Source organism: Pseudomonas sp. Z4-7 (genome assembly GCF_051131965.1).
Taxonomy (GTDB): Bacteria; Pseudomonadota; Gammaproteobacteria; order Pseudomonadales; family Pseudomonadaceae; genus Aquipseudomonas.
This window is the reverse complement of sequence record NZ_CP071642.1, coordinates 1,503,614-1,521,179: the sequence shown is the minus strand read 5'-3', so window position 1 is coordinate 1,521,179 and position 17,566 is coordinate 1,503,614. Positions and strand designations below refer to the sequence as shown.

The 17,566-nt window shown below is 59.3% G+C and carries 17 protein-coding genes, 1 tRNA gene and 4 pseudogenes; 7 read left to right on the top strand and 15 right to left on the bottom strand.

Translation table 11 applies throughout. The features are described 5' to 3' along the window. Positions 1 to 19: 19 nt before the first annotated feature. Both J3P91_RS06710 and J3P91_RS06705 read right to left on the bottom strand, forming a co-directional pair. Positions 20 to 1,669, bottom strand: a complete 1,650-nt coding sequence (locus tag J3P91_RS06710) for a phosphoethanolamine transferase (protein ID WP_434603059.1) — start codon at positions 1,667 to 1,669, stop codon at positions 20 to 22. A 162-nt stretch (positions 1,670 to 1,831) separates the two neighbouring features. Next, a complete protein-coding gene (locus tag J3P91_RS06705) occupies positions 1,832 to 3,214 on the bottom strand; it encodes a glutamine synthetase family protein (protein WP_434603058.1) in 1,383 nt (460 codons plus the stop codon). Positions 3,215 to 3,709: 495 nt separating this feature from the next. On the opposite strand from J3P91_RS06705, the gene J3P91_RS06700 reads away from it, so the two are divergent. Next, complete coding sequence (locus J3P91_RS06700; protein ID WP_434603057.1) at positions 3,710 to 4,645, top strand: LysR family transcriptional regulator; 936 nt, start codon at positions 3,710 to 3,712, stop codon at positions 4,643 to 4,645. A 3-nt stretch (positions 4,646 to 4,648) separates the two neighbouring features. On the opposite strand, the gene J3P91_RS06695 is transcribed toward J3P91_RS06700, so the two are convergent. Then, positions 4,649 to 5,014, bottom strand: a complete 366-nt coding sequence (locus J3P91_RS06695) for a 5-carboxymethyl-2-hydroxymuconate Delta-isomerase (protein ID WP_434569478.1) — start codon at positions 5,012 to 5,014, stop codon at positions 4,649 to 4,651. Positions 5,015 to 5,085: 71 nt separating this feature from the next. After that, positions 5,086 to 6,021: a LysR substrate-binding domain-containing protein gene (locus J3P91_RS06690; RefSeq protein WP_434603056.1), complete on the bottom strand. Its 936-nt coding sequence runs from the start codon at positions 6,019 to 6,021 to the stop codon at positions 5,086 to 5,088. 164 nt (positions 6,022 to 6,185) lie between these two features. On the opposite strand from J3P91_RS06690, the gene J3P91_RS06685 reads away from it, so the two are divergent. From J3P91_RS06685 to J3P91_RS06675, 3 genes are all read left to right on the top strand, one after another. Further along, positions 6,186 to 6,377 (top strand): YegP family protein, encoded by a 192-nt coding sequence (locus J3P91_RS06685; protein ID WP_305496199.1) that lies wholly within the window; start codon positions 6,186 to 6,188, stop codon positions 6,375 to 6,377. Between the two features lie 123 nt (positions 6,378 to 6,500). After that, entirely contained in the window at positions 6,501 to 7,307 is an 807-nt protein-coding gene (locus J3P91_RS06680) for an AraC family transcriptional regulator (RefSeq protein ID WP_434569480.1), read from the top strand. Positions 7,308 to 7,408: 101 nt separating this feature from the next. Continuing rightward, positions 7,409 to 7,777, top strand: a complete 369-nt coding sequence (locus J3P91_RS06675) for a cupin domain-containing protein (RefSeq protein ID WP_434603054.1) — start codon at positions 7,409 to 7,411, stop codon at positions 7,775 to 7,777. A gap of 11 nt (positions 7,778 to 7,788) precedes the next feature. On the opposite strand, the gene J3P91_RS06670 is transcribed toward J3P91_RS06675, so the two are convergent. From J3P91_RS06670 to J3P91_RS06660, 3 genes and pseudogenes are all read right to left on the bottom strand, one after another. Continuing rightward, positions 7,789 to 8,535: a phytanoyl-CoA dioxygenase family protein gene (locus tag J3P91_RS06670; protein WP_434603053.1), complete on the bottom strand. Its 747-nt coding sequence runs from the start codon at positions 8,533 to 8,535 to the stop codon at positions 7,789 to 7,791. Positions 8,536 to 8,548: 13 nt separating this feature from the next. Continuing rightward, positions 8,549 to 9,148 (bottom strand): annotated as a pseudogene (locus J3P91_RS06665) (methyl-accepting chemotaxis protein); the annotation flags it as partial. Between the two features lie 306 nt (positions 9,149 to 9,454). After that, a pseudogene (locus J3P91_RS06660) lies at positions 9,455 to 10,102 on the bottom strand (MCP four helix bundle domain-containing protein); the annotation flags it as partial. A gap of 418 nt (positions 10,103 to 10,520) precedes the next feature. Between J3P91_RS06660 and J3P91_RS06655 the strand changes: the two are divergent. Continuing rightward, a pseudogene (locus tag J3P91_RS06655) lies at positions 10,521 to 10,664 on the top strand (short-chain dehydrogenase); the annotation flags it as partial. Between the two features lie 641 nt (positions 10,665 to 11,305). Here J3P91_RS06655 and J3P91_RS06650 read toward each other — a convergent pair. From J3P91_RS06650 to dapA, 8 genes and pseudogenes are all read right to left on the bottom strand, one after another. Beyond that, positions 11,306 to 11,815: a type II toxin-antitoxin system YhaV family toxin gene (locus J3P91_RS06650; protein ID WP_434603052.1), complete on the bottom strand. Its 510-nt coding sequence runs from the start codon at positions 11,813 to 11,815 to the stop codon at positions 11,306 to 11,308. A 2-nt stretch (positions 11,816 to 11,817) separates the two neighbouring features. After that, complete coding sequence (locus tag J3P91_RS06645; protein WP_053182737.1) at positions 11,818 to 12,018, bottom strand: hypothetical protein; 201 nt, start codon at positions 12,016 to 12,018, stop codon at positions 11,818 to 11,820. A 230-nt stretch (positions 12,019 to 12,248) separates the two neighbouring features. Beyond that, positions 12,249 to 12,363, bottom strand: a pseudogene (locus tag J3P91_RS06640) (phage tail protein); the annotation flags it as partial. Between the two features lie 89 nt (positions 12,364 to 12,452). After that, a tRNA-Ser gene (locus J3P91_RS06635) sits at positions 12,453 to 12,542 on the bottom strand. 83 nt (positions 12,543 to 12,625) lie between these two features. Then, the gene (purC, locus tag J3P91_RS06630; RefSeq protein WP_025212375.1) at positions 12,626 to 13,339 is read right to left on the bottom strand and encodes a phosphoribosylaminoimidazolesuccinocarboxamide synthase; all 714 of its coding nucleotides are present in this window, start codon (positions 13,337 to 13,339) and stop codon (positions 12,626 to 12,628) included. A 28-nt stretch (positions 13,340 to 13,367) separates the two neighbouring features. Then, entirely contained in the window at positions 13,368 to 14,126 is a 759-nt protein-coding gene (locus J3P91_RS06625) for an MBL fold metallo-hydrolase (RefSeq protein ID WP_305496207.1), read from the bottom strand. 4 nt (positions 14,127 to 14,130) lie between these two features. Next, a complete protein-coding gene (gene bamC, locus J3P91_RS06620) occupies positions 14,131 to 15,246 on the bottom strand; it encodes an outer membrane protein assembly factor BamC (RefSeq protein ID WP_305496208.1) in 1,116 nt (371 codons plus the stop codon). A gap of 17 nt (positions 15,247 to 15,263) precedes the next feature. Then, entirely contained in the window at positions 15,264 to 16,142 is an 879-nt protein-coding gene (gene dapA / locus J3P91_RS06615) for a 4-hydroxy-tetrahydrodipicolinate synthase (protein ID WP_434603051.1), read from the bottom strand. 316 nt (positions 16,143 to 16,458) lie between these two features. On the opposite strand from dapA, the gene J3P91_RS06610 reads away from it, so the two are divergent. Together J3P91_RS06610 and J3P91_RS06605 are read left to right on the top strand one after the other, a co-directional pair. Continuing rightward, positions 16,459 to 17,019, top strand: coding sequence for a glycine cleavage system protein R (locus J3P91_RS06610; RefSeq protein ID WP_003184325.1), 561 nt, complete (start codon positions 16,459 to 16,461; stop codon positions 17,017 to 17,019). Positions 17,020 to 17,029: 10 nt separating this feature from the next. Continuing rightward, positions 17,030 to 17,503 carry a peroxiredoxin gene (locus tag J3P91_RS06605; protein WP_434603050.1) on the top strand — a complete coding sequence of 158 codons (474 nt, stop codon included), beginning with the start codon at positions 17,030 to 17,032 and terminating at the stop codon, positions 17,501 to 17,503. The last annotated feature ends 63 nt before the right edge of the window (positions 17,504 to 17,566 follow it).

Sequence of the window (17,566 nt, the reverse complement as noted above, 5' to 3'; positions counted from 1 at the left end):
AAAAAGGTGTAGGAAACTTCTACTCACGGGCGAGCACGCCGTCGATGACTGCGCCGCGACAACCGGCAAACATGTCCAGCTCCTGGTTGTAGACCTTGCTGTTGACCTCCAGCAGCCCGAGCATCGAATGAAACAGGTTATCCTGGCTGAGGGGTTTGTCCCGACTCAGTTGCAGGCAATGCGTATCGACCGAGAAGGCTTTCTGATAACCGTCGGAGAACCAGGCCAGCATCGCCACATGTTTCTGTTGCTCCGGAGCGAGCATATAAGGCGTGCCATGGAGGAACAGGTTGTATTCGCCAAGCGACTCGCCATGGTCCGACAGGTACAGCATGGCCGTGTCGACCTTGTCCTGATTTATCCGCAGCAGGTCAATCAGGGTCGACAGCACATGGTCGGTGTACACCAGCGTATTGTCGTAGCCGTTGACGATGCTTTCGCGGCTGCAATTGTTCAACGCGTTGCTTTCACACACCGGGGTGAAATGCTCGTACTCCTTGGGATAACGCTTGAAGTATTCCGGCCCGTGGCTGCCCATCTGGTGCAACACCAGCACCGTGTCCTTGTCGAGGGTATCGATGAATTGCTGCAGACCCTGGAGCAGGATCTCATCGCGGCATTCACTGTTGGCACACAGGACCGGGTCCTTGAGATTACTGACGTCCTGCACCGCAACCCGATCACAGGTGCCTTTGCAGCCGGACTGGTTGTCGCGCCAGATCACTTCCAGTCCGGCGCGCTTGAGCACATCCAGCAGGCCCTCTTCGTTCTTGGCCTTGCTCGCGTCGTAGTTCTTGCGGCCCATGTTGGAAAACATGCACGGCACCGACACGGCGGTCTCGGTGCCGCAGGAATGCACGTCGGTAAAGGCAATCAGGCCGGCCTCTTTATCCAACTGCGGTGTGGTATCGCGGTGATAGCCGAGAATGCCGAAGTTCTCCGCACGCGCGCTCTCGCCCACTACCAGCACCGTCAGGGATTTGCGCCCATGGGTTTGCCAGGCCGGGTTGCGCTGCGCATCCTCGCCCAATGTAATAAATGGCTGCTTGGCCGAGGCGACCTGCTCGCGCAAGTAGCCGATCGAGGCGCCGATGTAGTTGCTCGGCACCACCATCAGATGCAACTCGTGATGATTGCGAAACAGCGAAGACAACCCTTGGTAATTGATCAAGGCAACCCCGCCCAACAGCACAGCCGAGACGACGCCGACGAGCAACTTGCTTAACAACTCCCTGGGCCAGCGACGATAACTTATCGGGGTCTTGAACAATAACCATGCAGGCAGTACACCTAACAGCAAAAGGTAGCCAAACAACTTTAACGACAACAGGTCACGCACTTCCGTGGCATTGGTTTCGGCAAAGTTACGCAACATGCCGGCATCAATCAAAACACCGTATTGGGCCATGAAATAAGCGACCCCGGCGCTGATCATGAACAACAGCATCAACACCGGCTTGAGCAGCGCACGGAACGCCACCAGTGTCAGCACCAGATTGAACGCGCAGAACACCATCACGGCAAACGCCATGCACAGCAACACACCGTGTCCGTCCGCCGCCGTGATGGCGAGCAGGTGTTGCCAGAGAATGGCGTTGAAGGCCACTAACAAAAAGGCACTGGCGACCAGCGTCACCCACTCGGGGCGCACGGCTTTAATAGTCAGCATGAGGGTTGGAGACTTCCTGAAAGTTGCTCTTTAAAAAGACCTGCCGTAGGCAAATGTGAAAAATTCATTTGCTACGGCAACACAAACTTTAGGCAGCCCACCATCAATTTTTCGTGAAAAAGTTGCTGTTAAATAATTTTTCAACAGCCACTTCAAAACACTTCAGGCCTGGTTCAGGTACCAACGCCAATCCTGCTCGCCGACTTCGCCCATGAACTGGCGATATTCGGCGCGCTTGACCGCCAGGTAGACGCCAAGGAATCCATCCCCCAACGCTTCCCGCGCCCATGTCGAAGATTCAAGGGCACGTAAGGTGGTCAGCCAGTCGGTGGGCAACAATTGGCTCGCCTGGGCGTACCCGTTGCCCTCGACAGGCGCTCCGGGATCGCGCTGTTCGCGTATGCCACGATGGATACCGGCCAGGATCGCCGCTGCGGCCAGGTACGGATTGGCATCGGCACCACAGATACGGTGTTCGATGTGCCGAGAAAAGGCCGGGCCACCCGGGACTCTCAAGCTGACAGTGCGGTTGTCCACGCCCCAGGTCGCAGCCAGCGGCGCGTAGCTGTGGCTTTGGAAACGGCGGTAGGAGTTGGCGTTCGGGCAAAACAACAGCAGCGAATCGAGCAAAGTCGCGAGCATTCCGCCCACCGCATGACGCAGCAACGGCGTGCCGTCGGCAGCTTCGCTGGCAAACAGGTTATTGCCCTCCCGGTCGGCGAGACTGACATGCATGTGCATGCCGGAACCCGCCAGGTGATCGAACGGTTTGGCCATGAAACAGGCCGCCATGCCGTGCTGGTGCGCCACGCCCTTGACCAGCCGTTTGTAGCGCACTGCGTCATCCATGGCTTGGAGGGCATCGGTGCGGTGTTCAAGGGTGATCTCGACCTGCCCCGGCGCGTATTCGGAAATGGCCGTACGGGCCGGGATACCCTGCAGCTTGCAGGCCGCATAAAGATCAGCAAGGAAGGGCTCGATCTGTTCCAGCTCACGCAAACCATAGACCTGGGTGGAACGCGGCCTGCTCCCATCTGCGTCCCGCGCCGGTTGCGGCCGCCCCTCGCTGTCCCGTTGCGCATCCAGCAGGTAGAACTCCAGCTCCGCCGCCATTACCGGGTAATAACCCTGCGCCTGCAAGGCCTCGATCACCCGACTGAGCAGATAGCGCGGATCGGCAATGGCCGCCGGCATGCCCTCCCGGGGATGCATGCCGACTTGCACGGCGGCGGTAGGAATCCGCCGCCACGGCATGCGCTGCAAGCTGCCGCTGATGGGGTAGGCACGACAATCGATATCACCGACATCCCAGACCAGGCCAGAGTTCTCAACATCGTCGCCATTGAGCGTCAGCCCGAGGATCGTACTCGGCAGCGGCCGGCCACTCTGGTAGACCGCGAGCAGTTCGTCCCGATGCAGCCACTTGCCCCGAGGCAAGCCGTTGTTATCCACGATAAACAATTCGAACAGCTCGATATCCGGGTTCTGTGCCAGGAACGCCTGGGCTTGCTGCACGGAGGCAAAAGAAGATTCGACAAGATTCATGGGAACGCTCGTATTTTCGTGTCGGACGGGCGATCAGGCACCGTCATCCTGTGCTCGCGATCAACGAGCACGGTTCAAGGAATCAACAGGAAATACGGCCATCCGGAGGACGTGCGTGGCGACAATGCCAGAGGGCCCAGAACGCCAGTTCGCAGGGCAGCGCAAAGGATGCTGGAGGCACGGCAGGCGGTTGGGCGCCGACCAGGACGATGGCGGGGCAAGGCGGGTATTGAAATGCGACAGGCCAACCGTCCATAGGAGCATCACGGAAAAAACATTCGACACGAGCCTCCCATGACGCCAGGAGCCGTTAAACCAGGATTTGATGGAGTCTGCGTTGGCGTCGGCTAAACAATCGTCTTTGCCATGCTGGCTGAACACAGCCTTGCCGGCGGGAAAAGCAGCGGTCGGCATTCTCTGCACACGCTCGTTCCGTTAGGATCAAAACCTGTTTGCGCACGCCCCGCGCAAGGAGCACAGCGAGAGACAGAACGGATGCTGAACAGCAACACCCTCAGAAAGCTCGACATGCAGGACCTCATGGTGTTCAGCGCCGTATTCGAGCAAGGCAGCGTCACCGGTGTGGCGGAGATCCTCTGCGTCAGCCAGTCAACGGTCAGCTACAGCCTGAAAAAGTTGCGGGCCTGCTTTGACGACGAACTGTTCATCAACACCCGGACCGGCATGCGCCCCACCTTCAAGGCCGAAGGCATGCACGAGCATGTGCGCAGCATCTTGCAAAGCATCAACCTCTGCCATGCCGGCACGCCGACCTTCGATCCGACCCGGCAGGCCGTGACCTTCGAGATTTGCGCACCGGAATACTTTGAACAGCTGCTCCTCCCACAACTGCTGCAAGGCTTCGATCATGCAGACCTGCCCGTCGTGGTAAACGTGCACAAGCTCGGAGCCGATATTCCCGTTGATGACTTGCGTGACGGCAGCCTGGACCTGGTGATCTGTTTCGGCCCCCATTTCCACAGCAGCCATGCCGATCTCAAGACCCAACGCCTGCTGGAAGAAGAACTGGTCTGCGTGACAGACAAACGGTCGGCTCCGCTGGAATCGCCGTTGAGCATCGAAGCGTTCGTACAGCGTCGACACGTTTTTCCCACGCCTTGGGCGTCGCCCACCAACATGGTGGACGGCTGGCTGACGCGGCAGGCTCGGCAACGGCAGATCGCCGCACGTGCCAACAGTTACGGCGCGGCGTTGAAGATGATCGCCGGTACCGATTTCCTCCTGACCCTGCCCCGTCGCATCCAGCAATTGCTGGCCAGCGCAGCGACATTCCAGCACTGCCCGGCGCCGGCGGGCTTGCCGGGATTTACCCTGGACATGCAATGGAGCCTTGCGGCCGATCAGGACAGCGCCAACGCCTGGCTGCGTGAACAGATCGTCAAGGCCTGTCCCGGGCAAGACCTCGCTTGAACTTCAAAGACCGATGGCGGCCTTGGCGTAGGGGCCGCGGTCGATATCGAGGACTTCCACGCACAGTTGCACGCTGACGCCGACGGGCCATGGGCCAAGATCCTGGATCACCGCCAGCAGGCTATCGGCCAGCTGCTTCTTGGTTTCCGGCGAACGACCGCTCAGCAAGGCCAGCTTCACATGCACGAACCCGCGCTCCCCCATGCCGGTGCCGACGCGAAACGTATCGATTTTCACGGCCCGGCTCTTGATGTCGAACTCGGCGGCGAACTGACCGGATGCCACCAGTGCGTTGTTCATGCGCAACAGCGCGACGTCGGCGTTCAGCTCGGTCAGGTTGGCGGTGTACTCCATGTGCAAGTGAGGCATGTGTTCGACTCCGTTTCGAAAAGATGATGTTGGGATGACAGTCGGCGCAACCATACCTCGACTTTGCAGTTTCAGGCAGGTTTTGTTTCGTCCAGCACGCCGGCGCGCTCGCTCATGAAAGCCTCCAGGCGGGACCGCAACCAGCGTTCGGCCGGGTCATTGTCGACATGGCTCAGCCAGACCATGGAGAGGTCCAGGGTCGGTGTCTTGAAGGGAAAGGGTTCGCAGAACACCTGGCCGGAAGCGGCCATGGCGGTGGCGGTGTAGTCCGGCAGGCTGGCGATCAGGTCGGTTCCAGCCAGCAACGCCGGCAGCGCGCTGTACTGCGGCACCGACAGCACTACCTGGCGCTTGCGACCGATCTCGGCCAGCCATTCGTCAGCAAACCCGGCGATGTTGGCGGTATGGGAAACCAGCACGTGGGGCCGCGAACAGTATTCATCCAGGGTCAGCGGGGTATCCGAGGCATCGGCGCGCAACACGCAGGGCTGGATATGTCGCAACAGCTTGCGCTTGGCATTGGCCGGCAGCCCACGGGTCTGGCTGATGCCGACAGTGATATCGCCCGAGGCCAGCAAATCGGGGATACGCCAGTAATCGACATGCTGGACCACGAACACGATCTGCGGCGCCTCCTGCCGCAAGCTGCGCAACAGCGGCGGCAAGAGGCCGAACTCGACATCGTCGGACAGCCCGATGCGAAACGTCATGGCACTGCTGGAGGGGTCGAAATCATGGGTCAGGCTCAAGGCCACCGACAGCGAATCCAGTGCCGGAGACAGGTGCTGGATGATTTCCTCGGCCCGCGCGGTGGGCTCCATGCGATGCCCGACGCGAATGAACAACGGGTCGTTGAACAGCGTGCGCAAGCGGTTCAGTGCCGAACTGATGGTTGGCTGGCCGAGGAACAGCTTTTCCGCCGCCCGTGTCACGTTACGCTCCAGCATCAGCGTTTCGAAAACCACCATCAGGTTGATGTCGGCCTTGCGCAATTCGTTGCGGTTCATCCATTGCTCCTGGTTCCGGTCGGATCAAGCAAGCGCTGCAATTTGCGGAAATATCTCACAATCATTGGAAACGTATTCCCATTAGCGAAAAATTCCAGCTTGGCTAGGCTTGCCAGGACATGTTCAAGCATGTCCTGAATCCGTTAATCGCATGGAGCGAACCGATGTACTTTGAAATCTATCGACAGACCCGAGGGACCCCGACCACAGGACAAGGTCAATGGCGCTGGCGCCTGCGAGCCGGCAACCACGAAACCATCGCCAGCGGTGAATCCTACGTGAACAAGGCGGACTGCCTTCACGTCATCGGATTGATCAAAACCGCCCAATGCGAGACGCCTGTAAAGGAAATCTGAAGGCGTCCATTCGTATCACTCGAAGCTGCTCGATGAGCAGCTTTCCCTGAACTACAAGCCGCCGCTGTGATGGGTCGTGCCGGACAGGTATCGTATGCAGACAAAAGCGAGAGCCGACCTTCCATGACCCAACCTGGTAACCGTCGCGACTGGCTGCTGCGCGCGCCTGAATCGAAGAAGCTCGAGCGCATCGAAGCCTACTTCAGTGGGCACGGCTATAGCACCCACCGGCATGACACCTATGCCATCGGGTTCACGCTCGCCGGAGTCCAGAGCTTCAACTACCGGCAGAGCAAACGTCATAGCCAGCCCGGCGGAACCATCGTGCTGCACCCGGACGAAGTCCATGACGGCGAGGCGGGGACAAGCGATGGTTTTCATTATCGAATGTCCTACATCGAACCGTCATTGATCCAGCAGGTATTGGGGGGCAGGCCATTGCCTTTCATCGAAGGCGGGTTGTCGAACGATCCCCGGCTCAACGTTGCGACTCGCAGGCTCTTGGGCAGCCTCGGGCATCACCTCGATCCGCTGGAGGAAGACGATGCCCTCTACGACGTGGCCCAGGCACTGGCTGACGCGGCAGGTAACCAACGCGGACGCCGACTGCTTGACTACCCGGCAGCGGAGCGCGCGCGCCTGTTCATTCATGATGCCCTTGATCAGGCCATTACCCTGGATGATCTCGTGCAGGCCAGTGGCCGGGACCGATGGAGCCTGTCCCGGGACTTTCGCGCCCTGTACGGCACCAGCCCCTATCGCTACATCACCCAGCGTCGACTGAATGAAGCCCGTCGTCTGGTGCTGCATGGCATGCCACTGAGCGAAGCCGCATTGGCCTGCGGCTTTTTCGACCAGAGCCACATGACCCGGCTGCACACCCAGGCCTTTGGCATTTCACCGGCACGCTGGCTGAAAATGCTGCGCTAGCGGCACGCACGGCATAACGCGAAAAGCTGCACGATCATCCAATACCCAAGCTATCCCCAGCGCTAAGGTGCGGCTCATCAACCACAGAGGAGCACGCCAGGATGACTCGATATTCCCCAATCAACTTCGCGCAGAAGTACACGCTGTTCCACGATCAGTGGGCACCGAAAGTCGTGGCTGAAATGAATGACTACCAGTTCAAGATCGTCCGCCTGGAAGGCGATTTCATCTGGCACACCCACGTCGACACGGATGAAACCTTCATCGTGCTGGACGGCGTACTTCGTATCGACTTTCGCGATGGTGCGGTGCTGATCGGTCCGGGCGAGATGTACGTCGTCAAGAAAGGGGTCGAGCACAAGCCCAGTGCAGCGCAGGAAGTGAAGCTGTTGCTGATCGAACCGCGGGGAGTCATCAATACCGGCGAACAAGTGAATGCGCGAACCGCGATCAATGATATCTGGATCTGACCGAGCCAGGCTCAATCGTATTCCGCCTCCTGATGGTCGCCCAGCAGCCGCCGTTGGCGAGGTGTCGCGGCGGCCAGCACCGCGGGATTGAACCGCCAGTGCAGGTAAGGTGAAAACTTCTGCGCGACCATCCGCCGGCCATAGTGCACCTGGAGCATGTAGCGGGTGCGGTCGGCGGTCCGGTTGTCACTGCCGGCGTGCCACAACTCGCTGCGCAATATCAGCACATCACCCGCCTGGCACAGCACCGGCTTTGCCGAACGGCCCTGCCACTGGGTTTCGCCGGCCATGGGCGCCCGCCCCGCCTTGTGGCTGCCGGGAATTACCCGCGTCGGGCTCAAGTCGGCGTCGATGTCATCAAGGTAGAACTGTGCGGTGAAAACCTGCATCGGCAGTTCAAAAGAAGGCTCGGCCAACAGGCTGGGGGGCAGCTGCATCGGCAAGTAATCCAGGTGTAGCCCAGCGCCGACAAAACCGGGATGGCAGCGCCAGGCGGTCTGCCCAATGATGTGGCAATCCTCGCCCAACGCCGCCTCGGCCAGGTCGATCACCCCGCTCACCTCCAGATACGGCAGCCAGAACGGGTCTCGATTGAAGACGCATTTGTAATGATCGATGACGCCGCTGTAGTCCCAGTGATGGGGTTTCAGTTGGTCGATGGCCTGGCGTATTTCGGTGATTTGCGTGGCGCTCAACACACCGGGCATCAGGACAAAACCGTCCTGATGCAATGCGTGCAAAAGATCAGCGGTGGACACGGTCGCAACCTGCTCAGGTCCGGAAACGACCGGTCAGCTCTGCCAGGTTCCTCGACAGGTTCGACAGCTGCTGGCTGGCGTGCATGCTTTGGGCGGAGTTCGCTGCCGCTTCGTTGGACAGGTCACGAATATCGGAAATGTTGCGAGCGATCTCCTCGGTCACGCTGCTCTGCTCTTCACAGGCATTGGCGATTTGCGCGGCCATGTCATTGATCCGCTGGATCGACCCGCCAGTACCACTGAGCACCTGGTCGACACCGGCGGCGCGCTCGACGCTGTCCCGCGCCTTGCTGCTGCCGACCTGCATGGCCTGCACGGCCTTGGCAACACCGCTCTGCAGGCGCTCGATACGGACCTGGATATCCTTGGTCGAATCCTGGGTACGTGCCGCCAGCGCCCTGACCTCATCGGCCACCACGGCAAAACCACGGCCCTGTTCGCCAGCTCGCGCAGCCTCGATGGCGGCGTTCAGCGCCAGCAGGTTGGTCTGCTCGGCGATGCCACGGATCACCTCCAGCACCGCACCGATACTGGACGTTTCCTGGGCCAATGCCTCGATCGTGCCCGAGGCACTTTCCACTTCGTGAGCCAGTTGGCGGATCGACTCGATCGTGCTGCTGACCACCTCGGCGCCGTCGCGGGATTGGCTGGTGGCCTGCTGCGCGGCGTCCGAGGCGCTCACTGCGTTATGAGCAACTTCATGCACAGCGGCGCTCATCTGCGTCGCGGCGGTGCTGACCTGGTCGAGCGCCGCATGCTCGCTGCTGATCAACCGGTCATTCGTCGCAGCCATAGCAGCCATGGCCCGGGCTGCCGAGTCCACTTCCCCGGTTACCCGTCCGACCTCGGCAATCAGCGGCTGCAACTTGTCCAGGAACCGGTTGAACGCGCTGCCAAGCTGCCCGAGCTCATCAGCCGAACGCACTTCAAGGCGCCCCTTGAGATCGCCGCCGCCCTCTGCAATCTGCTCGACGCGGTGCAACAAACGGCGCATCGGGCTCAGCACCACGAGCGGCAAGGCAACCAGAACCAGGATGCAACCGAGCAGGCCAACCAGCAGAATAACGCCCTGCTGCACGCCGACCGCCTCGCCATTGGCGATGGCCGCATCGCCCTCGCGATGGGACGCCGCATCTTCCAGATCACCCAGCTTGTCGATTGAATCACGCATGGTTTCGAACAGGCGCTCGCTGTCACCAAAGCTCAGCGCGCTGGCGCCCTGCGGATCGCCTACCGACTGCTCGACCACCCGCCGCGAAACCTGCATCCATTTCCCGAAACTGTCATTGAACTGGCTGACCAATGCCTGAGTCTCTGCACCGGGCTGCATCGCGGCATATTTCTGCACACGGTCATAGGCCTGCTTGGCATTCTCGCCATGACTGGCACTCAGCGCTTGGATATGCTCATCCGCATGACCATCAAGCAGACTGCGCTCGGCCACAAAGGCCTGATAAAGATCGCGGTCGGCATTGAGCAACAGGCTGATGGCCGGCAGATAGCGCTTGGTCAACTGCGTACTGGACTCGGTCACCTGACCGATGCCGCGCATGCCCGTCCACCCCATCAGCACCAGCAGCACCGCCAGGAACCCAATCGGCAGAGTGATTTTCCAACGAAAGCCAAGGTCGGCGAAAAACCGTAGCATGGTGTCACTCCTTACATGGGGGATAACCTGCCTATCGGCAGCCATGCCTTGAGCTATAGCCCATTAGTCTGATTGTCACAAAGGTTTTGGTGTGAAGGGCTGTAGTTATTCAGGATGCGGAGGGGAGTTGATCTGGATAAAAAGGTACGGGTTGGACGCAGTATCGCCGGGGAATTTTCTGACATTTTTCGCTCACATAATTCAGGGAAGCTTCCTACGCATCGTCTGATTGATGATCTCTACAGAAAGGCCCTATAGTCCAAGCGTCGTTCGTAAGAGCGGCTTGGGTTTGGCGACTCGATTACAAATGGTAAGAAGGCCTTCAATCAAACGGAGTTTGAAATGCCTCGCCATGCGAGGGGATATTCCGAGTGACTCAGTAGTGCTTCAGGACTTTGCACAACTGTGCTGCATCTCCTTGAGGGATGGTTGTGACGTACTCGATGTCATAGCGCGACGCTTGGATGCAGAGCCAGCCTAGTTCAACGGGCCTCTCACGGGTGATGTGGATCATCTAAGAAAGAATGATGTACCCGTGGCGAGGGAGCTTGCTCCCGCTCGGCTGCGAAGCAGTCGTAAACCGGCGGATGCGGTGTGTCTGATACTACGTATTTGGCAGGTTTTGGGGCCGCTTCGCGGCCCAGCGGGAGCAAGCTCCCTCGCCACGGGTTCCTTGATTGCCTTAAGTGAACATTATTACCCTCACGGGGCCGGTCGAACGAGCTTGGCTTGATGAGACCAACCCCCTCCGGTTTGCCCGGACTCGATTAGTCACACAAGCTGATCAGCATGAATACACATACCTCGGAGACTCCGTTGGCTGCCAAAAAAGTCAAGAAAACGCGCTGGAAAGTCACTCACGAAGAGCTGACATTTCTTAACGTTCGACAAGCTGCACGTGATGGTCAGAACGTGTTCGATAAATTTAGATACCGGTCATCTTTGACAATAAAATCGTGGTTTATCCCCCACGGCGCATCATAGGTCAGACGATCCCTGCCCCGAGACTCACGCTCGCGGTACTGTCGCGCAATCCATAACGCTACGCTCCCGTACGCCACAAAACCCCAGAAACGAAAAAGCCCAGCGGATACGCCAGGCTTTTATGGGGAACGGATGATTTTATTCTTCCTCCGTTCCTGTCGTAGAATTTCCATATTCCAAGACGTCGCAAGCCGCGATGAGGTCGGTGTAGGAATTAGGCATTTTACCGTTTAGGAGCATTGCAGTAAAAACTGCATACACATCATTTTTATCGCCGTCCTTCCTCAACGCTCTCTCATCATTGAGCCACGCATAGATGATGGTCATCGGCGCCTCGGATTTGAACTGAAAAAACAGGCGATACCGTGGAGGTATCCCCTGCTTCTTCACCCGAAACCAGTGCTTAAAGTCACGCCCTAGCGTGTTCCCCTGACGATAGCAGGGGTGGGTCGGATCGGACGGAACATTGATTAGGATATTCGCGCTCACCGCATCGAAAAGCTTGTAGACCGGATGATGGTGAAAGTTTTCCGGGTCATTAGCCATCACCCTCTCAACAGCGACGGTAATTTCTTCGAGGCGCGCAATGAATAACGGGTGAGCATAAAGTGCCCACCCGTTTTCGATATGAATCGTGCTTTCAGTCACGCTTAGCCTTCTTGAAGCTCGCGACGACGATTATCGTCCGCCTGATTGCGAATTGCTTGAATTCGCTGCAGCAGGCCGCGAGGGATAGGCTGGATACCTTCAGGATTTTCCTTGATATCCCTGTCAAGCAGATCAAGGAACTCGATACCAGCTTGGATCTCCGCCTTTCTGTCGGTAAACGAGACGACATTGCCTTTAGACATGACTTCTCTCCATCGCTAATTTTCCTGCACTTTCAACAGGACATGGCCTGAGCGCTTCATGGCGAGCATGGCCCTTACGGGGGCATTTCCGTGCCCTCAGTAGGATCACTGTAGATCACTATGGTTCACGAGGAGTGCATTTAACACCATCAAAGCCGAATAAAGGAAGCGTGATGATGTAACAGATGGCGAAGCCTATGCGAATGACCAGAAAAGACGAACATGTCATATCAAGCGTCGACTTGCGTGCCTCTGTGCCCCAATACAAGTCTCGCACGATCAAGCCATGGACCACCGAATACACTTATTTTCTGACGGGCGGCCATATTAGTTGTGCAACAGAAAAGCCAAGGCGGTCGGGGCGGAGTCGAGGAAGCCCCCCCCAAAAATACAAAAAAACCCCGAGGCGGTTAAGCGCTCAGGGCTTTTTAATATGGCGGAGAGATAGGGATTTGAACCCTAGGTACTGTCGCCAGTACAACGGATTTCGAATCCGTCCCGTTCGGCCACTCCGGCATCTCTCCAGTGGCGCGCATCATACCAGCACATTTGCCGGAAGCGAACCCCCGAGCGAAATTTTTTCCTTGCTATCAGATGCTTGCGTCGATTACAGCGGAACACCCAGGCGTTGGGCGACTTCTTCGTAGGCTTCGATTACGTCACCGAGGCCTTGGCGGAAGCGGTCCTTGTCCATCTTCTTCTTGGTGTCCTTGTCCCAAAGACGGCAGCCGTCCGGGCTGAATTCGTCACCCAGGACGATGGAGCCGTCGCTGAACACGCCGAATTCGAGTTTGAAGTCCACCAGCAGCAGACCGGCGTCGTCGAACAGTTTGGTCAGCACTTCGTTGACCTTGAGCGACAGTTCCTTCATGCGCGCCAGTTGCTCAGCGGTGCCCCAACCGAATGCCACGACGTGGGATTCGTTGATGAACGGGTCGCCCTTGGCGTCGTCCTTCAGGAACAGCTCGAACGTGTAAGGGTTGAGCTTCATGCCCTCTTCCACGCCCAGGCGCTTGACCAGGCTGCCGGCGGCGTAGTTACGCACGACGCATTCGACCGGGATCATGTCCAGCTTCTTGACCAGGCATTCGTTGTCGCCCAGCAGCTTGTCGAACTGGGTCGGCACGCCGGCGGCTTCGAGCTTTTGCATGATGAAGGCGTTGAACTTGTTGTTCACCATGCCCTTGCGATCCAGCTGTTCGATGCGCTTGCCGTCGAACGCCGAGGTGTCGTTGCGAAACAGCAGGATCAAGCGGTCAGCGTCATCGGTCTTGTAAACCGACTTGGCTTTGCCGCGGTAGAGTTCTTCACGTTTTTCCATGATGGGCTCCGCTTGCTAAGTAGATGGGCTAGGCGATATGTCGCCAGTCGAGCCCTGAATCTTGATCGGCCAGTTGCAGCCAGTCCGGGTCGCACCCGAGGGTGTCGACGAAACATTGCCGGGCCAGCTGCGGCAGGTTGTTCTTGCTGCTCAGATGGGCCAGGACCAGGTGTTGCAGGCCTTGCCAGCCCAACTCGGCCACCAGGAATGCCGCCTGGTGGTTATTCAGATGTCCGTGTTCCCCGCCTACCCGTTGCTTCAGGAAGTAGGGATAGTACCCTCGCGCCAACATGTCGCGGCAGTGGTTGGACTCGATCATCAGTGCGTCGAGGTCCCGATAACTGTCCATCACCCTGTCGCAGTACGAGCCCAGGTCGGTGAGCAATCCGAAGCGCCGCTCGCCATCACTGAACACATACTGCGTCGGCTCGCGGGCGTCGTGCGCCACGCTGACCACGCTGATGTCCAGGGCACCGATACGCAACTGCTCGCCACCGGCCACGAAGCCAGCCGGCTCGATGGGCTTGCGCAGCCCACCGAACGTCCCGCGACTGAGGTAGACCGGCAGATTGTAGCGCCGAGACAGCAAACCCACGCCATGCACGTGGTCGGCATGTTCGTGGGTCACGAGTATCGCGCTCAGTTGCGCCGGATGCACACCCAGGCGCAACAGGCGCTTCTCGGTTTCCCGCAGGGAGAAACCGCAATCGACCAGCACGTAGGTGCCAGCACTGGCTATCAGCGTGCCGTTCCCCTGGCTACCGCTGCCGAGAACGGCAAAACGCATCGGATCAGCCCAGGTTGTCCTGAATCACACCCAATACCTTGCGAGCCACATCGGCTGGCGCCACGGTATTGATGTTTTTCTCGACGGTGACCTGGACGTTGTCGCCGACCTTGCTCAGGCGAACCTGGTAACGCTCGGCGCGGGCTTCGATTTCTTCCTTGTCCGGCGCACTGCCGAACAAGCTACTGAAGAAGCCAGGCTTCTCGTCTTTCTTCTCGGCTTTTTCAGCGAGGTTGATGTAGTAGAGACCCAGGCTGCGGTTGATGTCTTCAACCCGCCATTCGCCCTGCTCCAGCGCGCGGCCAACGCTCGACCAGGCGCGGTCGAGGTCGGAGCCGACGTTGAGCACCGGGTTGCCGCTGCCGTCTTCGCTCAGGCTGACCCGGCTCGGCGTGTCGTAGTCACGGGTCGCGAGCATCGAGACCGAACCGCCCTGCTCGGCGTTACGGCTCATGCTGGCGAGCATGTCGTCGACCAGCGCGGCGTCGAGACTGGTATTGACCGAACGATTGGTGAAAGCCACGTCGGCAGTGCTGCCGGCGGGACGCTCGGCGCTGACCACGTAGATTTCACTGGTGTTGCGCTGCACGCCCGGCTCGATGCGCACGCGCACGCGGGTTTCGCTGTCGGCTGCGACACCGGCGGCGCTCAGGCGCTTGGCCATGGCCGCGGACAGTTCATCGGAGCGCTGCCAGGTGGTGGTGAACTCACCGGTCTGCGGGCGCTGTTCGTCCAGGCGGAAACCGTTGTCCTGGAAGAACTGGATAGCCACGGGCCAGACTTCGGCCGGTGGATGCTGGCCCATGACCCAGCTCGAATCACCGCTCTTCTGCAAGGTGTAGTCGCTGGCATCGGCCACGGCCGACAACGGCTGTGGACGCGGGACAACGTACTCGCCCTTGACACTGTCATCGGCGACGTTGCGCGGGATCGGCAGCAGCGGATCCAGGCGCTTGGCAACGCTGACATCAGGTGGCAGTTGCATCGGTGCAGTCTGTTGCGCTTCGAGGTAATCGCTACCACGGTCGCGGAAATAACCATCCGGGCCCCAGATCCATCCACAGCCACTGGTGCTGGAGATAATCAAGGCAAGTGCGGAAAGGCCGGCCATTCGCTTCATGCGGTGTAGTTCCTCAATTAAACCAGGACGCCGGACTGGCGCATGGCCTGCCGCAGCTGTTCGTGACAGGTAGTGCTCAACCAGGTGAGCGGCAGGCGGATGCCTTCGTGCATCAGGCCCATCTCGACCAGGGCGAATTTCACCGGGATCGGGTTGGCTTCGATGAACAGGTCCTTGTGCAGCGGCATCAGTTTTTCGTTGATTGCACGTGCGGTCTCGGCGTCGCCCTTGAGCGCGGCCTCGCACAGGTCGGCCATGGCGCGTGGCGCGACGTTGGCGGTGACGGAAATGTTGCCCTTGCCGCCCATCAGGATCAGCTCGACAGCGGTCGGATCATCGCCGGACATGACGATGAAGTCCTCGCTCACGCCATCGAGGATGGCCTTGGCACGCGTCAGGTCGCCAGTGGCTTCCTTGATGCCGATGATGTTCGGCACGGTGGACAGGCGGATCACGGTCTCGGCCTGCATGTCGCAGGAGGTGCGGCCGGGAACGTTATAGAGGATCTGCGGGATGTCGACGGCTTCGGCGATGTGCTTGAAGTGCTGGTACAGGCCTTCCTGGGTCGGCCTGTTGTAGTACGGAACGACCAGCAGGCAGGCGTCGGCCCCGGCTTCCTTGGCGTTGCGGGTCAGCTCGACGGCTTCGCGGGTCGAATTGGCGCCGGTGCCGGCGATTACCGGAATGCGGCCATTGACCTGCTTGACCACGGCGCGGATTACTTCGATGTGCTCGTTAACGTCAAGGGTGGCCGACTCGCCGGTGGTACCGACGGCAACGATGGCGTGGGTGCCGTTTTCAAGGTGGAAGTCCACGAGTTTGCTGAGGCTGGCCCAGTCAAGACGCCCTTGTGCATCCATGGGTGTGACCAGTGCCACCATACTGCCCGCAATCATGAAACCGCTCCTGCCGGAAAAAGAGAGCGGTAATGGTACTGGCGCCAAGATGCTTGTACAAGCGAACTCCCATTCCCCTTGGCGATGGTTTTCGCTACCCTTCAGGCTTTGATCGGTACCGATAAGCTCACACGCCGGTTCCCAGCCTCCGTTTTCGTCGCTACAAGCCCCGATCCTGCGTTTGTCCTGAAGCATTGGCTGATCCCGCAATGCAGCAGAAACCCGGGCAGAGGGCTTGAACCGTTCGCTTTCGCAGGGCTGCTACCGTGCCGCGCGGCACAAAGGTACCGACCGCTCATCGCTTTAGGAATGCTGCATGTCCACCCCCACAGTCCGCGAACAATTCCTTGTTATCAGTGCCCTTGGCGCAAACCCCATGGAGCTGACTAACGTCCTGTGCCGCGCCAGCCATGAAAATCGCTGCGCCGTCGTGACCTCACGCCTGACCCGTCATGGCGAATGCAGCGCCCTCGTGCTGGAGATTTCCGGCAGCTGGGACGCCCTGGCGCGCCTGGAGGGCAGCCTGCCGGTGCTGGCCAAGAAGCACGCCTTCACCGTCAACGTGGTGCGCAGCGCCGCGCTGGAAAATCGTCCCCAGGCCCTGCCCTATGTTGCTTATGTGAGTTCGGCCTACCGCCCGGACATCATCAACGAACTGTGCCAGTTTTTCATGGACCATCACGTCGAGCTGGAAAACCTGACCTGCGATACCTATCAGGCCCCGCAGACTGGCGGCACCATGCTCAACGCCACGTTCACCGTGACATTGCCGGCCGGCACCCAGATCAGCTGGCTGCGCGATCAGTTCCTGGATTTCGCCGACGCGATGAACCTGGACGCACTGATCGAACCGTGGCGCCCACAAAACCCAATGTAAGGAAGCGTTCATGGCCGTTGCCATCGACCAGCCGGTTACCGATTTCCAGGCGCCCGCCACCAGCGGGCAGACCGTCAGCCTCGCCGCCCTGAAAGGCAAACAGGTGGTCATTTATTTCTATCCGAAAGACAGCACCCCCGGTTGCACCACCGAAGGCCAGGGTTTTCGCGACCAATACGCGCAGTTCCAGGGCGCCAACACCGAAATATTCGGTGTGTCGCGCGACAGCCTCAAGTCGCACGAGAACTTCAAGTGCAAGCAGGAGTTCCCCTTCGAGCTGATCAGCGACAAGGACGAAACGGTCTGCCAACTGTTCGACGTGATCAAGCTGAAGAAGCTTTATGGCAAGGAATACCTGGGCGTTGATCGCAGCACCTTCCTGATCGACAAGGATGGCGTGCTGCGCCAGGAGTGGCGTGGCGTGAAAGTGCCGGGGCATGTGGATGCGGTGCTGGCGGCGGCTCAGGCGCTCAACCAAGCCTGAAGTTCTTTGTTGTCTGCACTGGCCTCATTCGCGAGCAGGCTCGCTCCCACACTGGATTTGTGG

Coding starts and splice junctions, on each gene's coding strand:
- J3P91_RS06710 (WP_434603059.1), bottom strand. CDS start 1,669: ATGCTGACTATTAAAGCCGTGCGCCCCGAGTGGGTGACGCTGGTCGCC.
- J3P91_RS06705 (WP_434603058.1), bottom strand. CDS start 3,214: ATGAATCTTGTCGAATCTTCTTTTGCCTCCGTGCAGCAAGCCCAGGCG.
- J3P91_RS06700 (WP_434603057.1), top strand. CDS start 3,710: ATGCTGAACAGCAACACCCTCAGAAAGCTCGACATGCAGGACCTCATG.
- J3P91_RS06695 (WP_434569478.1), bottom strand. CDS start 5,014: ATGCCTCACTTGCACATGGAGTACACCGCCAACCTGACCGAGCTGAAC.
- J3P91_RS06690 (WP_434603056.1), bottom strand. CDS start 6,021: ATGAACCGCAACGAATTGCGCAAGGCCGACATCAACCTGATGGTGGTT.
- J3P91_RS06685 (WP_305496199.1), top strand. CDS start 6,186: ATGTACTTTGAAATCTATCGACAGACCCGAGGGACCCCGACCACAGGA.
- J3P91_RS06680 (WP_434569480.1), top strand. CDS start 6,501: ATGACCCAACCTGGTAACCGTCGCGACTGGCTGCTGCGCGCGCCTGAA.
- J3P91_RS06675 (WP_434603054.1), top strand. CDS start 7,409: ATGACTCGATATTCCCCAATCAACTTCGCGCAGAAGTACACGCTGTTC.
- J3P91_RS06645 (WP_053182737.1), bottom strand. CDS start 12,018: ATGTCTAAAGGCAATGTCGTCTCGTTTACCGACAGAAAGGCGGAGATC.
- purC (WP_025212375.1), bottom strand. CDS start 13,339: ATGGAAAAACGTGAAGAACTCTACCGCGGCAAAGCCAAGTCGGTTTAC.
- J3P91_RS06625 (WP_305496207.1), bottom strand. CDS start 14,126: ATGCGTTTTGCCGTTCTCGGCAGCGGTAGCCAGGGGAACGGCACGCTG.
- bamC (WP_305496208.1), bottom strand. CDS start 15,246: ATGAAGCGAATGGCCGGCCTTTCCGCACTTGCCTTGATTATCTCCAGC.
- dapA (WP_434603051.1), bottom strand. CDS start 16,142: ATGATTGCGGGCAGTATGGTGGCACTGGTCACACCCATGGATGCACAA.
- J3P91_RS06610 (WP_003184325.1), top strand. CDS start 16,459: ATGTCCACCCCCACAGTCCGCGAACAATTCCTTGTTATCAGTGCCCTT.
- J3P91_RS06605 (WP_434603050.1), top strand. CDS start 17,030: ATGGCCGTTGCCATCGACCAGCCGGTTACCGATTTCCAGGCGCCCGCC.